This window comes from Pseudomonas sp. St29 (genome assembly GCF_001547915.1).
Taxonomy (GTDB): Bacteria; Pseudomonadota; Gammaproteobacteria; order Pseudomonadales; family Pseudomonadaceae; genus Aquipseudomonas.
On record NZ_AP014628.1, the window covers coordinates 4706105 to 4720834 of the forward strand.

At 66.4% G+C, this 14730-nt stretch carries 15 protein-coding genes; 10 read left to right on the forward strand and 5 right to left on the reverse strand.

Features of this window, described 5'->3' with window-relative positions:
- Positions 1 to 1224 (reverse strand): SfnB family sulfur acquisition oxidoreductase, encoded by a 1224-nt coding sequence (locus PST29_RS20700; protein ID WP_060844240.1) that lies wholly within the window; start codon positions 1222 to 1224, stop codon positions 1 to 3.
- Between the two features lie 283 nt (positions 1225 to 1507).
- Between PST29_RS20700 and PST29_RS20705 the strand changes: the two genes are divergently transcribed.
- The 10 genes from PST29_RS20705 to PST29_RS20750 all read left to right on the forward strand — a co-directional run bounded on the left by PST29_RS20705 (position 1508) and on the right by PST29_RS20750 (position 9744).
- The gene (locus PST29_RS20705; protein ID WP_060840344.1) at positions 1508 to 1975 is read left to right on the forward strand and encodes a VOC family protein; all 468 of its coding nucleotides are present in this window, start codon (positions 1508 to 1510) and stop codon (positions 1973 to 1975) included.
- A gap of 309 nt (positions 1976 to 2284) precedes the next feature.
- The gene (locus PST29_RS20710) at positions 2285 to 3511 is read left to right on the forward strand and encodes a PepSY-associated TM helix domain-containing protein (protein ID WP_060844241.1); all 1227 of its coding nucleotides are present in this window, start codon (positions 2285 to 2287) and stop codon (positions 3509 to 3511) included.
- Positions 3508 to 4050 (forward strand): hypothetical protein, encoded by a 543-nt coding sequence (locus PST29_RS20715; protein WP_060844242.1) that lies wholly within the window; start codon positions 3508 to 3510, stop codon positions 4048 to 4050. Before PST29_RS20710 ends, PST29_RS20715 begins: the two co-directional genes overlap by 4 nt.
- On the forward strand, positions 4047 to 4385 hold the full coding sequence (locus tag PST29_RS20720) for a hypothetical protein (RefSeq protein WP_060844243.1): 339 nt from the start codon (positions 4047 to 4049) through the stop codon (positions 4383 to 4385). Before PST29_RS20715 ends, PST29_RS20720 begins: the two co-directional genes overlap by 4 nt.
- A complete protein-coding gene (locus PST29_RS20725; RefSeq protein WP_060844244.1) occupies positions 4382 to 4954 on the forward strand; it encodes a DUF6162 family protein in 573 nt (190 codons plus the stop codon). Before PST29_RS20720 ends, PST29_RS20725 begins: the two co-directional genes overlap by 4 nt.
- A 28-nt stretch (positions 4955 to 4982) precedes the next feature.
- On the forward strand, positions 4983 to 5912 hold the full coding sequence (locus tag PST29_RS20730) for a metal ABC transporter substrate-binding protein (RefSeq protein ID WP_060844245.1): 930 nt from the start codon (positions 4983 to 4985) through the stop codon (positions 5910 to 5912).
- Entirely contained in the window at positions 5909 to 6652 is a 744-nt protein-coding gene (locus PST29_RS20735; protein WP_060844246.1) for a metal ABC transporter ATP-binding protein, read from the forward strand. The genes PST29_RS20730 and PST29_RS20735 overlap by 4 nt, the downstream gene beginning before the upstream one ends.
- Positions 6652 to 7551, forward strand: coding sequence for a metal ABC transporter permease (locus tag PST29_RS20740; RefSeq protein ID WP_060844247.1), 900 nt, complete (start codon positions 6652 to 6654; stop codon positions 7549 to 7551). The genes PST29_RS20735 and PST29_RS20740 overlap by 1 nt, the downstream gene beginning before the upstream one ends.
- Positions 7552 to 8535 (forward strand): metal ABC transporter solute-binding protein, Zn/Mn family, encoded by a 984-nt coding sequence (locus tag PST29_RS20745; protein ID WP_060844248.1) that lies wholly within the window; start codon positions 7552 to 7554, stop codon positions 8533 to 8535. It abuts the gene before it with no gap.
- A gap of 381 nt (positions 8536 to 8916) precedes the next feature.
- Positions 8917 to 9744, forward strand: coding sequence for a class I SAM-dependent methyltransferase (locus PST29_RS20750; protein ID WP_060844249.1), 828 nt, complete (start codon positions 8917 to 8919; stop codon positions 9742 to 9744).
- A 564-nt stretch (positions 9745 to 10308) separates the two neighbouring features.
- Here PST29_RS20750 and PST29_RS20755 read toward each other — a convergent pair.
- The 4 genes from PST29_RS20755 to PST29_RS20770 all read right to left on the reverse strand — a co-directional run bounded on the left by PST29_RS20755 (position 10309) and on the right by PST29_RS20770 (position 14635).
- Positions 10309 to 10533 carry an MbtH family protein gene (locus PST29_RS20755; protein ID WP_060840354.1) on the reverse strand — a complete coding sequence of 75 codons (225 nt, stop codon included), beginning with the start codon at positions 10531 to 10533 and terminating at the stop codon, positions 10309 to 10311.
- A gap of 82 nt (positions 10534 to 10615) precedes the next feature.
- Positions 10616 to 12028, reverse strand: coding sequence for an aspartate aminotransferase family protein (locus tag PST29_RS20760; protein ID WP_060844250.1), 1413 nt, complete (start codon positions 12026 to 12028; stop codon positions 10616 to 10618).
- 603 nt (positions 12029 to 12631) lie between these two features.
- A complete protein-coding gene (locus PST29_RS20765) occupies positions 12632 to 13957 on the reverse strand; it encodes an ATP-binding protein (protein ID WP_060840356.1) in 1326 nt (441 codons plus the stop codon).
- The gene (locus PST29_RS20770) at positions 13958 to 14635 is read right to left on the reverse strand and encodes a response regulator (RefSeq protein ID WP_016965114.1); all 678 of its coding nucleotides are present in this window, start codon (positions 14633 to 14635) and stop codon (positions 13958 to 13960) included. It lies immediately after the preceding gene.
- Between the last annotated feature and the right edge of the window lie 95 nt (positions 14636 to 14730).

Consider the following 14730-nt stretch of genomic DNA (forward strand, 5'->3'; position numbering starts at 1 on the left):
TCAGGACCAGTCGTGACGCGGCGGCTTGATGCCGTTGAGCAGCCAGTTGCCCACCACGTGGTACTTCCAGCGCACCGGGTCGTGCAGGGTGTGGACCCGGGCATTGCGCCAGTGGCGGTCGAAGTTGTGGCGCTTGAGGGTCGAGCGGGTGCCGCCCAGTTCGAACAGCTTGTTGCTGGCCTCGATGGCGATCTCTGTGGTCAGCACCTTGGCCCGGGCCACCGCTACGGAAGCCAGGGCGACATTGTCTTCATCGGGGGCCGGACGCGCCGCGTCCAGGGCCAGACCAGCGCGCTCGAGCAAGGCTTCGGCGGCCTCCAGGCGAATGTCCAGGGCCCCCACCTGAATGATGGTCAGCGGATCGTCGCCGGCCTTGTCCACCCCGGCATCGATCCATGGCCGGGCGTGCTCGGTGACGAAGTCGACGGTGTCGCGCAGCGCCGCCCGGGCAATCCCGGCGTCGATGGCCGCCGTGGTCAGCTGGGCGAAGGGCCCGGCCAGGGTCGGGCTTTCATAGGAGCGATAGGTGGGGAACAGGTTGAAGGCCGGCACCAGCAGGTTTTGCGCCAGCACCGTGCCGCTGGAGGTGGTGCGCTGGCCGATGCTGTCCCAGTCGTCGAGCACCGCCAGCCCCGCGCTGCCCCGGGGCACGAAGGCCAACTGACCCCGGCCCTGTTCATCCAGGGCCAGTACCGCCAGCCAGTGGGCATACAGCGAGCCGGTGCAGTAGCCCTTGCGGCCGTTGATCACATAACCGTCACCTGAACGACGGATGCTGGCCTGGATGTCCTGCACGTTCTTGCCGCCGGTTTCCGACAGCGCATTGGCAAAGCGATGGCCTTGCAGGGCCAGGGCGAAAAAGTGCGCCTGCTGCTCCGGGGTGCCTTGCAGGCGAATGTCTTCCAGCAGGCAGTAATGGTTCTGCGGGATCTGCCCCAGGGACGGATCGGCGGCGGAAATGATCGCGATCACCTCGGCCAGTACCGCGTAGGACACCTGGGCGCCGCCGAACTCCCGCGGCACGCTGATGCCCCACAGGCCACTGTTGGAATACAGGTCAAGCAGTTCCACCGGCACCTGGCGACTGCGGTCGCGTTCGGCGTCCTGCTCCAGCAGGACCGCCGCCACTTGCCGGGCCACGGCCAGGGCCTCGGCGCCATCGCGGATCACCTGGGCGGCGGGAGTGTGCAGGGGATAAAAGGCGGATTCAGGCAAAGAAGACATACAGCGCTCTCGGGCGGATGAAGGTTGCAGGCTGTCATTGCAGCTTCTGTGCCGAAAAATCGGGGCTTTTAATTCAAGGGTTTACCGGCCGTAGCAGGGGATTGCCCAGCGGGCCACCGGACAAATTGCTGGAGCACTGTTGCCGGGCCAACAGTGAAATGCTGTTGCCCGGACGACACCTCGTCGGTCCATGCCAGTGCCGGGGATGCCCGGGTATAGAGTGAAAGCGGCTCGATCCGGCGACGGACCGGTTTGCCCCAGACAACATCAAGGAGAACCCCAGATGAGCGTCAACCCCATTCCCGAAGGCTTCAGCGGCGTCACGCCGTACCTGGGCATCAAGCGCGCCGCCGAGGCCATCGAGTTCTACAAGCAGGCCTTCGGCGCCGAGGAAAGCATGCGCCTGGACATGCCCGACGGTAGCGTCGGCCATGCCGAACTGCGCATCGGCGGCTCGGCCATCATGCTCGGCAGCCCCTGCGAACAAACCCCGATGGACAGCCCGGACACCCACAAGACCTCGGTCGGACTGCACCTGTATGTGGAAGATGTCGACAGCAGCTTCGCCCGGGCGATTGCCGCCGGCGGCACCGAGGTGTCGGCGGTCAAGGACCAGTTCTACGGCGACCGCAGCGGCAGCCTGCGCGATCCGTTCGGCCATGTGTGGTTCCTGGCCAGCCGCAAGGAAACGCTGAGCGCCGAGGAAATCGCCCGGCGGGCGCGGGAGATGTTCCAGCAACAGGCCGGCTGAGCCTTCCAGCCAGCCAAGGCCTGTAGGAGCCGGCTTGCCGGCGAAGGCGCCCTTGCGGGCCCGTTCGCGGACAAGCCCGCTCCTACAGGGCCAGGGGCATTGGCCAAATCGGTAAAACAGCAGCTTTCACCAGGTTTTCCCAGCTTCGTAACATTTACTTTCATATCGCCTTTCAGGATTCACGATTCTCATTCGTCTTAATTAGATGCAGCAGGCCGCGTTGGCCACGGCTATGCCCCGGGTGTTTTGCCCCGGGGCCGGCCGAAGGTTCCAGTGCCGCTCCACTCCTCGAATCAAGACGCCCATTCAATGTCGAAGAAGTCCCGTTCAAAAATCTGGTTTCTGGTGCACAGCTGGCTGGCCCTGCCCATCTGGTTCTTCGTGCTGATCGTCTGTGTCACCGGCACCCTGGCGGTGGTCAGCCAGGAGATCGTGTGGCTGGCCAACCCCGACGTGCGCGCCAGCAAACCCAGCGATGACGCGCAAGCGCTGAACTACGACCAGATCGTGGCGGCGATCAAGCGCGCCGAACCCCAGACCCGGGTGGACACCATCGTCACCCCGGACGAAAGCCACTTCGCCCTGAGTGTCAGCGTCAGCTACCCGGACGGCCGCTCGCCGACGCTCTACGTCAACCCCTATACCGGGGCCATCCAGGGCACCAGCCCGCAGTTCGACTTCCAGGCGTTCACCCGCGCCCTGCACGGCTGGTGGCTGGTGCCCTTCACCAACGGTTTCAGCTGGGGCTGGTACCTGGTGTCGTTCCTCGGCGTGCCGATGCTGATCTCGCTGATCACCGGCCTGGTGGTCTACAAGAAGTTCTGGAAAGGCTTTCTCAAGCCGACCCTGCGCCTGCGCCATGGCGCGCGGATCTTCTGGGGCGACTTCCATCGCCTGAGCGGCATCTGGTCGATCTGGTTCATTGCCGTGATCTCCGTCACCGGCATCTGGTTCCTGATCCGGGCGATCCTTGCCGACTACAACATCAGCATCTCCAGCGAACCCATAGTGCCGGTGATCGCCCGCGACCAGGTTCCGCTCTCCGTCGACGGCAGCCCGGCACCGATGATCGGCCTGGAACAGGCGATAGGCACCGCCACCGGGAAAATCTCCGGTTTCGACATCAGCTTCGTCAGCCTGCCAAGCAACGCCTACAGCCATCTGGTGGTCGGTGGCCGCGGTTGGTATCCGCTGATGTACCAGACCGCCAACATCAACCCCTACACCGGCTCCCTGGACACCGCCTACCTGCTGGGCGACCGCAATCCCCTGGAGTTCGTCACCGAGTCGATGCGCCCGCTGCACACCGGGGACTTCGGCGGCATCTGGATCAAGCTGATCTGGTTCTTCTTCGGCCTGGTGCTGAGCATGATGGTCCTCAGCGGCCTGCTGATCTGGACCAAGCGCACCGCCCTGGCCACCGCCAACGCCCTCAAGCGCGAGGAAAAAGCCGCCCGACCACGGCGCGTCGCCAGCCCCAGCGCGCCGACAGCCACGCCGGCAATGAGCATCGAAACGTCGGAGGGCACCCTGTGAGCCAGCCCCATACTGCAACCCCCGCGTCGAGCCTGAGCCGGTTTTGGCACAAGTGGCGCTTTCACCTGAACATCCTGCTGTTGCTGATTCCCCTGGGGTTCATGCCCAAGTACTTCGCCGACCGGGCGCTGTTTCGCGGTGACGCCGGCCTCGGCGAACGGGAAGTCGGCGAGGTCCAGGTCGGCCCCTGGAGCCTGCGTCTGGCGGAAATGCGCAGCCAGGCACCGCGTCATGACAGCGCCGTCGGCTACATGAAGGAATTCAACGCCGCCCTGTGCGATGCCTGCATCGATCCGGTCAAGGCCACCTACCTGCGCATCGGCAAGCCCCGCAGCCTGCGGGCCGCCGGGGTGATCTTCTTCGGCAGCCCGTACCGCATGGGCGCCAGCCTGCCGATTCCGGAAAAGACCAAAGCCGACGCCGAGCTGTGGATCACCATGGAAGGCTGGGACGGCAGCATGCACCAGGCATCCATTCCCCTGAGCCAGGCCTCGCCCGCCACCGTGGCCTGGCTCGAAAAACAAGGAGGCACACGATGACCCGCGCAGTACCCCCCCGGCGCCTTGGCGCCCTGGCCCTGTTGCTGCTGGCCGGCGCCTTCAGCCACAGCGCCCTGGCCCACAACCCGATGTGCGAGTGCAAGGCCATCGACGCCGAGCAGATCCGCTGCACCGGTGGTTTTTCCGATGGCAGCGGCGCGCCGGGAGTGACCCTGGACGTGATCGGCTACGACGAAACCATCCTCGTGCCGGGCAAGCTCGGCAGCGATTCGACCCTGACCTTCAAGAAGCCTTCCAGCGAGTTCTACGTGCTGTTCGATGCAGGCCCCGGCCACGTGGTCGAGATCGACCAAGCGGATATCGAGGCCCCATGACTCCTGCCACCACCCAGGTCGTGCGCCCCGCCGGCGCCGGTCACGAAACCCTCTACGTCCTGTTGCTGTGCCTGCTGATTCTGTGTGTCGCCGGCAGCGTGGTGCTGTGGCGCGGCGAAACAGTCGAAACCGCCAGCGTCGCCAGCCACCAGCTCGACGCCCGCCGCGATCTGAGCGCCGGCGAACAGGGCATCTACGCCGACCTGCGAGTGACCCTCGACGAGATCCATCTGCTGCAGGCCGAAAGCCAGACGCTGCCGAGCCCGGAGCAACTGGCCGAGGAAGGCTTCGCCCCCTTCGCCCAGGACGCCAGTTCGGTGAGTCGCGGCGGCCATGCCTGGCAATTGCAAGACCAGGCCTATCTGGGCCTGAGCCAGAACCCGCAAGTGGCCGGCTCCTTCCTGATGCGCCTGGACACCGAGAATCAGGCCAAGGTGGACATCTGGCTCAACCGCGCCCCATCCGTCGCCGTGCCGGTCGATCTCAGCGACGCGACGCTGGCCGCCGCCGGCTGGCAACAGGTGGTCGCGCAATTCGATGCCGGAGTGACCCGCCAGCATCGCCACTGAACCCATTCCGAGAGAAGAACGCTTGCCCATGTCCATTTCATCGCAACGCCGTCCCTTTCTGCGGGGGCTGCTGATCGGCCTGCTGGCCCTGACGCTCAGCCCGCTGGTCAGCGCCGATCCGGCCAAACGCCTACGCATCGGCATCACCCTGCATCCCTACTACAGCTACGTGACGAACATCGTCGGCGACAAGGCCGAGGTGGTGCCGCTGATTCCCGCCGGCTTCAACCCCCACGCCTACGAGCCCCGGGCCGAGGACATCAAGCGCATCGGCAGCCTGGACGTGATCGTGCTCAACGGCGTGGGCCACGATGACTTCGCCGACCGCATGATCGCCGCCAGCGAGCGCCCGGACATCCCGGTGATCGAAGCCAACGAGAACGTGCCGCTGCTGGCCGCCACCGGCGTCGCCGCCCGGGGCGCCGGCAAAGTGGTCAACCCGCACACCTTCCTGTCCATCAGCGCCTCCATCGCCCAGGTCAACAACATCGCCCGGGAGCTGGGCAAGATGGACCCGGCCAACGCCAAGACCTACACCCAGAACGCCCGGGCCTACGGCAAACGCCTGCGGCAGATGCGCGCCGACGCCCTGGCCAAGCTGACCCAGGCGCCCAACGCCGACCTGCGGGTGGCCACGGTACACGCGGCCTACGACTACCTGCTGCGTGAGTTCGGCCTGCAAGTCACCGCGGTGGTGGAACCGGCCCACGGCATCGAGCCCAGCCCCAGCCAGTTGAAGAAGACCATCGACCAACTGCGGGAACTGGACGTCAAGGTGATCTTCTCGGAGATGGACTTCCCCTCCACCTACGTCGAGACCATCCAGCGCGAATCCGGGGTCAAGCTCTACCCGCTGTCGCACATTTCCTACGGCGACTACAGCGCCGACAAATACGAGAAGGAAATGAAAGGCAACCTCGACACCGTTGTCCGGGCCATCCAGGAGGCCGGGGCATGACCGCCATCGAAACCCTGCTGCGCGGCCCGGCCATCGAGTTCGATCAGGTCGGCCTGACCCTGGGCCGCACCACCATCCTCGACCGCGTGACCTTCCAGGTGCAGCCCGGCAGCGTGCACGCGCTGGTGGGCCCCAACGGCGGCGGCAAGAGCTCGCTGATCAAGACCCTGCTGGGGCAGATGCCGCACCAGGGCCAACTGCGCCTGCAATGGCCCGGCGCCCCCGGCACCATCGGCTACGTGCCCCAGGCCCTGGAATTCGACCGTGGCCTGCCGATGACCGTGGACGATTTCATGGCTGCCATGTGCCAGCGGCGCCCGGCCTTCCTCGGCCTGAGCCAGCATTTCGCCCAGGCGATTGGCGACGCCCTGGAACGGGTCGGCATGCAGGACAAGCGCAAGCGACGCATGGGCGCCCTGTCCGGGGGCGAACGCCAGCGGGTGCTGCTGGCCCAGGGCCTGATCCCGGCCCCGCAACTGCTGGTGCTGGACGAACCGATGTCGGCCCTGGACGAGGCCGGGATCCAGGTCTTCGAACGCCTGCTCCACGACTGGCGCCAGAGCGGCATCACCCTGCTGTGGATCGAGCACGACCTGGAAGCCGTGGGCCGCCTGGCAGACCGGGTCACCGGCCTCAACCGCCGGGTGCTGTTCGACGGTCCGGCGCAACAGACCCTGACCCCGGAGCGCCTGCTCAGCCTGTTCTCCACTCATCCACGAACCGCCGGGAGCGCTGCCTGATGACCTATGAAGCTTTTCGCCTGATGGTCCAGGGCTGGGCTTCGGCCGGCTACCTGCCCGAAGCCCTGGCCTACGGGTTCGTGGTCAATGCGCTGCTGGCCGGCCTGCTGATCGGGCCGGTGCTCGGTGGCCTGGGGACCCTGGTGGTGGTCAAGCGCTTCGCCTTCTTCTCCGAAGCCGTGGGCCACGCTGCACTGACCGGGGTGGCCATCGGCATCCTGCTGGGCGAGCCCTACACCGGTCCCTACGGCAGCCTGTTCGGCTACTGCCTGCTGTTCGGCATCCTGCTCAACTACCTGCGCAACCGCACCGGGCTGGCCCCGGACACCCTGATCGGGGTGTTTCTCTCGGTGTCCCTGGCCCTGGGCGCCAGCCTGCTGCTGATCCTGGCCGGCAAGATCAACGTGCACATCCTGGAGAACGTGCTGTTCGGCTCGGTGCTCACGGTCAACGGCAACGACCTCTTGGTGCTGTTGATCGTCGGCGCCCTGGTGCTGGGCCTGAGCCTGCCGCTGTACAACCGCATCATGCTGGCCAGCTTCAACCCGCAGCTGGCGGCGGTGCGCGGGGTGGCGGTGAAGACCCTGGACTACCTGTTCGTGATCCTGGTGACCCTGATCACCGTGGCGGCGGTCAAGGTCATCGGCGCGATCCTGGTGGGCGCGCTGCTGGTGATTCCGGCCGCAGCGGCCCGCCTGCTCAGCCAGTCGCTCAAGGGCTTTTTCTGGATCTCGGTGAGCATCGCCACCGTCAGCACCCTGTGCGGCATCCTGCTGCCGATCATCTTCGACCTGCCGGTGCCCTCCGGCGCGGCCATCATCCTGGTGGCCGGCGTGGCCTTCGCCCTGGCCGCCATCGCCCGCGGCACCGTCCCCAGCCTGAAAGGGAATATCGGATAAATGCACAGTTCACTTCGTCACTTGTCATTGCGTCAGCTGAGCCTGGCCCTGGCCCTCGGCGGCCTGATCAGCACCCCGGCCCTGGCCGAGCGCGACCACTTCGAACCAATGCGCGTGGTCGCCAGCCATGGCATGGGCAATACCGCGCTGCACAGCGCCGCCTCGCAGAAACCGCTGACGGTGCTGGCCTCGCTGCCGGTGACCTTCGGCCTGGGGCAGATCCTGCTGCAAGGCACCCCCATCAAGCTGGAGCGGGCGGCCCCGGCCAACCTCCCCGGCTCGCGGCAGACCGCCTATTTCACCGGGCGCGGCGCCCAGGCCCTGAGCAAGCTGGCGCTGGATGCCGACGCGGCGATCGGCTTGCGCTCGATCTGGCCGGACGACCCGCTGTACCCCAACGCCCGGCGCAGCAACATCCGCATCGTCGAAATCGATGCCGCCCGCCCGGTGGATGGCGCCCTGCCCGGGGTGGCCCTGCAACCGGGCAAGAGCGACGGGCTCAACGCCCAGCCCTGGCTGTCCAGCAACAACCTGGGGCGCATGGCGGATGTGCTCGCCGCCGACCTGGCACGCCTGGCCCCCGAAGCCAAGCCCCAGATCGAGCGCAACCTGGCGGGGCTGAAACAACGCCTGCTGAAACTCAGCGCCGACAGCGAAGCGCGCCTGGCCGAGGCCGACAACCTCAGCGTGCTGAGCCTCTCCGAGCACTTTGGCTATCTGGTCAGCGGCCTGAACCTGGAGCTGGTGGAAGTCGACGCCCGCGCCGACAACGAATGGACGCCCGAAGCCCTGCAGAAGCTGCAAGCCCGGCTCAAGGACAACGACGTGGCCCTGGTCCTGCACCACCGCCAGCCGTCCGAGGCACTGAAAGCCGCCATCAGCGCCGGTGGCAGCCAGTTGCTGGTGCTGGAAACCGACAGCGCCGACCCGCTCGGCGAACTGGAAGGCAACCTGCAAAAAGTCACCCAGGCCCTGGCATTGTAGCCGCTGCCGCAGGCTGCGAACGGCCTGGGCGGCACTCCGACGCAGGGACGCGGCGTTCGGCGGGCGATAGCCAGGCAAGGTCCTGCGGACCTTTGCGCAGCTTCGCCATGGCTCTGCAGCGGCTACAGCATCCATCTCGATCCGGGCTGTTGTAGCCGCTGCCGCAGGCTGCGAACGGCCTGGGCGGCACTCCGGCGCAGGGACGCGGCGCTCGACAGACAATCGCCAGGCAAGGTCCTGCGGACCTTTGCGCAGCTTCGCCATGGCTCTGCAGCGGCTACAGTCGGCATCAGGGGCCGCTTACATATTTGCTCAAGATTGTGCTCATTTCCCGGTGCTAGTCTGCGCTTCGCAAAAATGCCCAGACAGGACACCCACGCCATGAGCGAATACCTGACACTCAACAAGACCAATTGGGACGAACGCGCGCCCTTGCACGCCGCCTCGGCGGATTACGCGGTGCAGCGCTTCGTCGATGACCCGCAGTTTCTCTCCGACGTGGTGCAGTTCGACCGCCCCCTGCTGGGCGACATCCAGGGCCTGCGCGGCGTGCATCTGCAATGCCATATCGGCACCGACACCCTGTCCCTGGCCCGCCTCGGCGCGCAGATGAGCGGGTTGGATTTTTCCTCGGCGTCCCTGGCTGAAGCCCGGACCCTGGCCCAGCGCTGCCATACACCCATCGACTACCACGAGTCGGACGTGTTCCTGGCCGCCGAGGTGTTGCCAAAGGGCAGCTTCGATCTGGTCTACACCGGCATCGGCGCGCTGTGCTGGCTGCCGAGCATCGAGCGCTGGGCACAGACCGTCGGCGCCCTGCTCAAGCCCGGTGGCCGGCTGTTTATCCGCGAAGGGCACCCGATGCTCTGGGCCCTGAATGAAGATCACAGCGACTCGCTGCGGGTGGAATACCCCTACTTCGAACGCAGCGAGCCGCTGGTCTGGGAGGACGAAAACACCTACGTGCAAACCGAAAGCAGCCTCAAGGCCACGGTGACCCACGAATGGAACCACGGCCTGGGGGAAATCATCAGCGCCTTGCTGGCCCAGGGCCTGGAAATCACCGGGCTGGTGGAGCACCAGAGCATTCCCTGGGAGGCCCTGCCCGGGCAGATGGTGGTGGATGAACGCGGCGAATGGCGACTCAAGCAAGCGCCATGGCGCCTGCCACTGAGCTACACCCTGCAGGCCGTCAAGCGCAGCGCCTGATCGCCCGGCATGAAAAACCACCAAGCTCAAGACGCCAGCGCCTTTGTAGCCGCTGCCGCAGGCTGCGAACGACTCCGCAGGAGGCGCTGCTCTTGAGATCGCTGAAGGGCCTGTGGCCCTTTGCGCAGCTTCGCCGTGGCTCAGCAGCGGCTACAGCAACAATCTCGATCCGGGTTTTGTAGCCGCTGCCGCAGGCTGCGAACGGCTCCGTAGGAGGCGCCGCTCTTGAGAACGCTGAAGGGCCTGCGGCCCTTTGCGCAGCTTCGCCGTGGCTCAGCAGCGGCTACAGCAATAATCTCGATCCGGGTTTTGTAGCCGCTGCCGCAGGCTGCGAACGGCTCCGAGGAGGCGCCGCTCTTGAGAACGCTGAAGGGCCTGCGGCCCTTTGCGCAGCTTCGCCGTGGCTCAGCAGCGGCTACAGCAACAATCTCGATCCGTTTTTTGTAGCCGCTGCCGCAGGCTGCGAACGGCTCCGTAGGAGGCGCCGCTCTTGAGATCGCTGAAGGGCCTGCGGCCCTTGGCGCAGCTTCGCCGTGGCTCAGCAGCGGCTACAGGCCTTGCAGATCAGCCGGCCACGGGCTGCTGGTCCATCTTCTGGCGCAGGCTCAGGGGGCGCATGTCGGTCCAGACTTCTTCGATGTAGGCCAGGCACTCCTTCTTGAAACCGCTCTTGCCCACGGTGCGCCAGCCTTGCGGCACGGCCTTGTAATCGGGCCAGATCGAGTATTGCTCTTCGTGGTTGACCACCACCTGGAACAGGATGTCCTCGCGGTCGAATACGGAAGTCATTGCTTGTCTCCATCGCTGATTAGGGACGCCGCACCCCAGGCGCGGCGGTTGTGTAGAAGGAACGAATCAGGGCCAAAAAAAATTAGAGGCTGGCCACCGCGGCGGCCACTGCCTTGCTGAAGATGTCCGCCACCTGATCGATCTGCGCCGCGCTGATGATCAGCGGCGGCAGGAAGCGCACCACGCTGCCATGGCGCCCACCCAGTTCGAGGATCAGGCCGCGCTTGAGGCATTCACGCTGCACCAGGGGAGCCAGGCGCAAATGCTGTGGCGGATGGCCCTGGGCGTCCGGCGCGCCGGCCGGGTCCACCAGCTCGACGCCAAGCATCAGGCCACGGCCGCGGACATCCCCCAGTTGCGGGTAGTCGCGCTGGAGGATCAGCAGGTGCTCGCGCAAACGCTGCCCCATGGCCGCCGCGTGTTCGGGCAGCCGCTGTTCCTTGAGGTAGCGCATCACCGCGGAACCGGTGGCCATGGCCATCTGATTGCCGCGGAAGGTGCCCGCGTGCGCCCCCGGCTGCCAGGTGTCGAGCCAGTCGCGATAGACCATCACCGCCAGCGGCAGGCTGCCGCCGATGGCCTTGGACATCACCACCACATCGGGAATGATCCCGGCGTGCTCGAAGGCGAACATCTTGCCGGTGCGACCGAAGCCGCTCTGGATTTCATCGACGATCAGCGCCACCCCGGCCTGCTCGGTGATGCGCCGCAACCCTCGCAGCCACTCCAGGTCCGCCGGGATCACCCCGCCCTCGCCCTGCACCGCCTCGACGATCACCGCCGCCGGCAGGGCCACGCCCGCTTCAGGATCGTTCAGCAGGTTTTCCAGGTAATGCAGGTTGACCTTGACCCCCTCGGCGCCACCGAGCCCGAACGGGCAACGGTAGTCGTAGGGGAACGGCAGAAACTGCACACCGTTGTTGAGCAAGCCGGCCAGGGCCCGCTTGGGCCCCAGGCTGCCCATCAGGCTCAGCGCGCCCTGGCTCATGCCGTGGTAACCGCCCTGGAACGACAGCACGGTGCTGCGCCCAGTGGCGGTGCGCACCAGTTTCAGCGCGGCTTCCACGGCGTCGGTGCCGGTGGGGCCGCAGAACTGGATCCTGGCTTCGGCGGCCAGGGCCTCGGGCAACAGGCCGAACAGATCCTGGACGAACTGGTCCTTGACCGGGGTGGTCAGGTCCAGGGTCAACAGCGGCAGTTCATCGGCCAGTACCTGCCGGATCGCGGCGATCACCACCGGGTGGTTGTGGCCCAGGGCCAGGGTCCCGGCACCGGCCAGGCAATCGATGAAACGCCGGCCTTCGACATCCTCGACATGAATGCCACTGGCCCGCTTCAGGGCCAGGGGGATGCGCCGTGGGTAGCTGCGGGCATTGGATTCCTGACGGTTCTGACGGGCCAGCAGGGGCGACTCGTCGAACTGGTAAAGCGTCTCGGCCGGGATGGCGGCAAGGGCCACCGGCTGATCGTCCATAAGGCTGGTAACGGCTGACATGTCTCGAACCCTCGCGCTGCAATTTGAGCAAAACGGCCACCGGCCGAATGCGCAGCCCAAGCGCGGGTGCACACTGACAGGTTTTCCTGTTCTAAAAACGCACCAGCGAGGTCGGGATTTACACCCCAGGACGAGGAAATTGCACATACCGCCCCGTAGGAGCCAGCTTGCTGGCGAAGGCGGTCTCAAGGGCCTCTTCGCTGGCAAGCCAGCTCCTACGGTGGACAGGCGGAACGTACAAGGCCCCGTAGGAGCCAGCTTGCTGGCGAAGGCGATCTCACGGGCCCCTTCGCTGGCAAGCCAGCTCCTACGGTGGGCAGGCGGAACGTACAAGGCCCCGTAGGAGCCAGCTTGCTGGCGAAGGCGATCTCACGGGCCCCTTCGCTGGCAAGCCAGCTCCTACGGTGGGCAGGCGGAACGTACAAGGCCCTGTAGGAGCCAGCTTGCTGGCGAAGGCGATCTCAAGGGCCCCTTCTCTGGCAAGCCAGCGCCTGCGGCGGGCAGGCGGAACGTACAAGGCCCTGTAGGAGCCAGCTTGCTGGCGAAGGCGGTCTCAAGGGCCTCTTCGCTGGCAAGCCAGCGCCTGCAGCGGGCGGTGATGGGTCAGGCGGGGTGGGCAGGCAGGGTCAGTTCGACCCGCAGGCCGTCAGGACGGCTGTCGAAGTTCAGCTCGCAGCCGCAGCGCTGGACGATGGCCTGGACAATCGCCAGGCCCAGTCCGCACCCCGTGCTCTGGCTGTTGCGCCAGAAGCGCTGGGTCAGGTGCTGCAGGTCTTCCTGGGCAATCCCCGGGCCATGGTCACGCACCTGGAAACGCAGGCGACCGGCCACCAGCTCCAGGTTCAACTCCACCGGGCAGTCTTGCGGGGTGTGGCGCAGGGCGTTGTCCAACAGGTTGCGCAAGGCGGCAATCGCCAGGGTCGAGGGCATGGCTACCGGGGCCTCGGCGGCGTGCTCTCCCAGGTGCACCTTGACCCGCTGCCGGGCGCCCACGGCGGCATCCTGGATTGCCAGGCGAACCACTTGCTCGGCATTGCAGTGCACGCCGTCATCGAACGACAGGCTGCCCTCGACCCGAGCCAGCAACAGCAGTTGCTCCAGGGTCCGGTGCAGGCGGTCGGCGCCCTCCTCGGCCCGGGCCAGGGATTGATCCCGGGCCGCACCGTCGGTCATGCGCGCCACTTGCAGGTGAGTCTTGATCGCGGTCAGCGGGCTGCGCAGCTCATGGGCGGCGTCGCCGGTCAGCCGGCGTTCGCGCTCGATGGTCTTGGCGATGCGCTGGAACAGCTGGTTCTGGGTGTCCACCAGCGGCCGCAATTCGCTGGGCATGGGCTGGATCTGCAACGGCTCCAGGGAGTCGGCGCTGCGGCGCATCAGCGCGTCGCGAATCCGGTTCAACGGCGCCAGGCTCTGGCCGATGCCCAGCCACAACAGCCACAGGCAACCCAGCAGGGCCACCCCCACCGGCACCGAAGCGGCCAGCAGCACCGACATGTTCAGGGCCTCGCGCTCCACCTGGCGGTCGGCGGTGGTGATGCGCAGATCACCGCGCACCAGGGTGAAGGTGCGCCAGGGCGCGCCGTCGATCATCTGGTCGTGAAAGCCCAGCTTCTCGGCTTCCAGGGTGTGTTCAGGCGTGCTGTGGCTGCGGGCCAGGACCTGCCCGCGCAGGGAGCTGACCTGACAGGCCATGCCCCCGGGAATGGTCAAGGCCGCGCTGGCAATGGGATGGGCGTGGGTGTCGGAAGGCAGCGCCGGCATCTGTTCCAGCAGGCCGGCCACCATGCGCGCCGAGGCCACCAGGCGTTGGTCCAGGGAAAACATCATCTGATTGCGCAGATCGCTGAGCATCCAGGCCGCGGCCAGGGTCCAGATCAGAATGAAGGCGGCGCCCAGGGTCACGCTCAGGCGCAGGCGCAGGCTCCTCACTTATGACTTCTCCTGGCCATCGGCCGGCCCCAGGCGATAGCCCAGGCCGCGCACCGTCTCGACGATGCCGTTGCCGAGTTTGCGCCGCAGGTGGTGGATGTGCACGTTGAGGGCGTTGCTTTCCAGCTCATCGTTGAACCCGTAGACGCTGTCCTTGAGCTGTTCGCTGGACAGCACCCGGCCGCGGTTGTGCAGCAGGGCCTGGAGCAGCGCCTGTTCGCGCCGGGACAGGTCCACCGGTTCGCCGCCCAGGCGGGTTTCCCGGGTACTGGGGTCGTAGGTCAGGCGCCCGTGCTCGATCAGGTTGACGCTGCGCCCCGCCACCCGGCGCAACAGGGTGTGCAGGCGCGCCGCCAGTTCCCGCAGGTCGAAGGGCTTGAGCAGGTAATCGTCGGCCCCGGCCTGCAGGCCGTCGACCCGATCGGTCACCGAGTCGCGGGCGGTGAGGATCAGCACCGGAATCTCCAGGCCCTGCTGGCGCTGTTGCTTGAGCAACTTCAAACCATCTTCATCCGGCAGGCCCAAGTCCAGTACCATCACGTCGAAATCGGCCACGCCGAGCATGGCCCGCGCCGCCGAGGCAGAGGCCACATGCTCGACCGTCAGGCCCTGGGCCGTGAGGCCGGCGACTATTCCGCTGGCAATCAGCTCATCATCTTCACAGACAAGTACGTGCATGGTCGGTCCTGTAACGAAAGGCGTTGATTAAGCAGGCAGCGGATTAAGCGGACATTATGCCCGGCGCCGCCCTGCAACAACCCAAGTATGGTTAA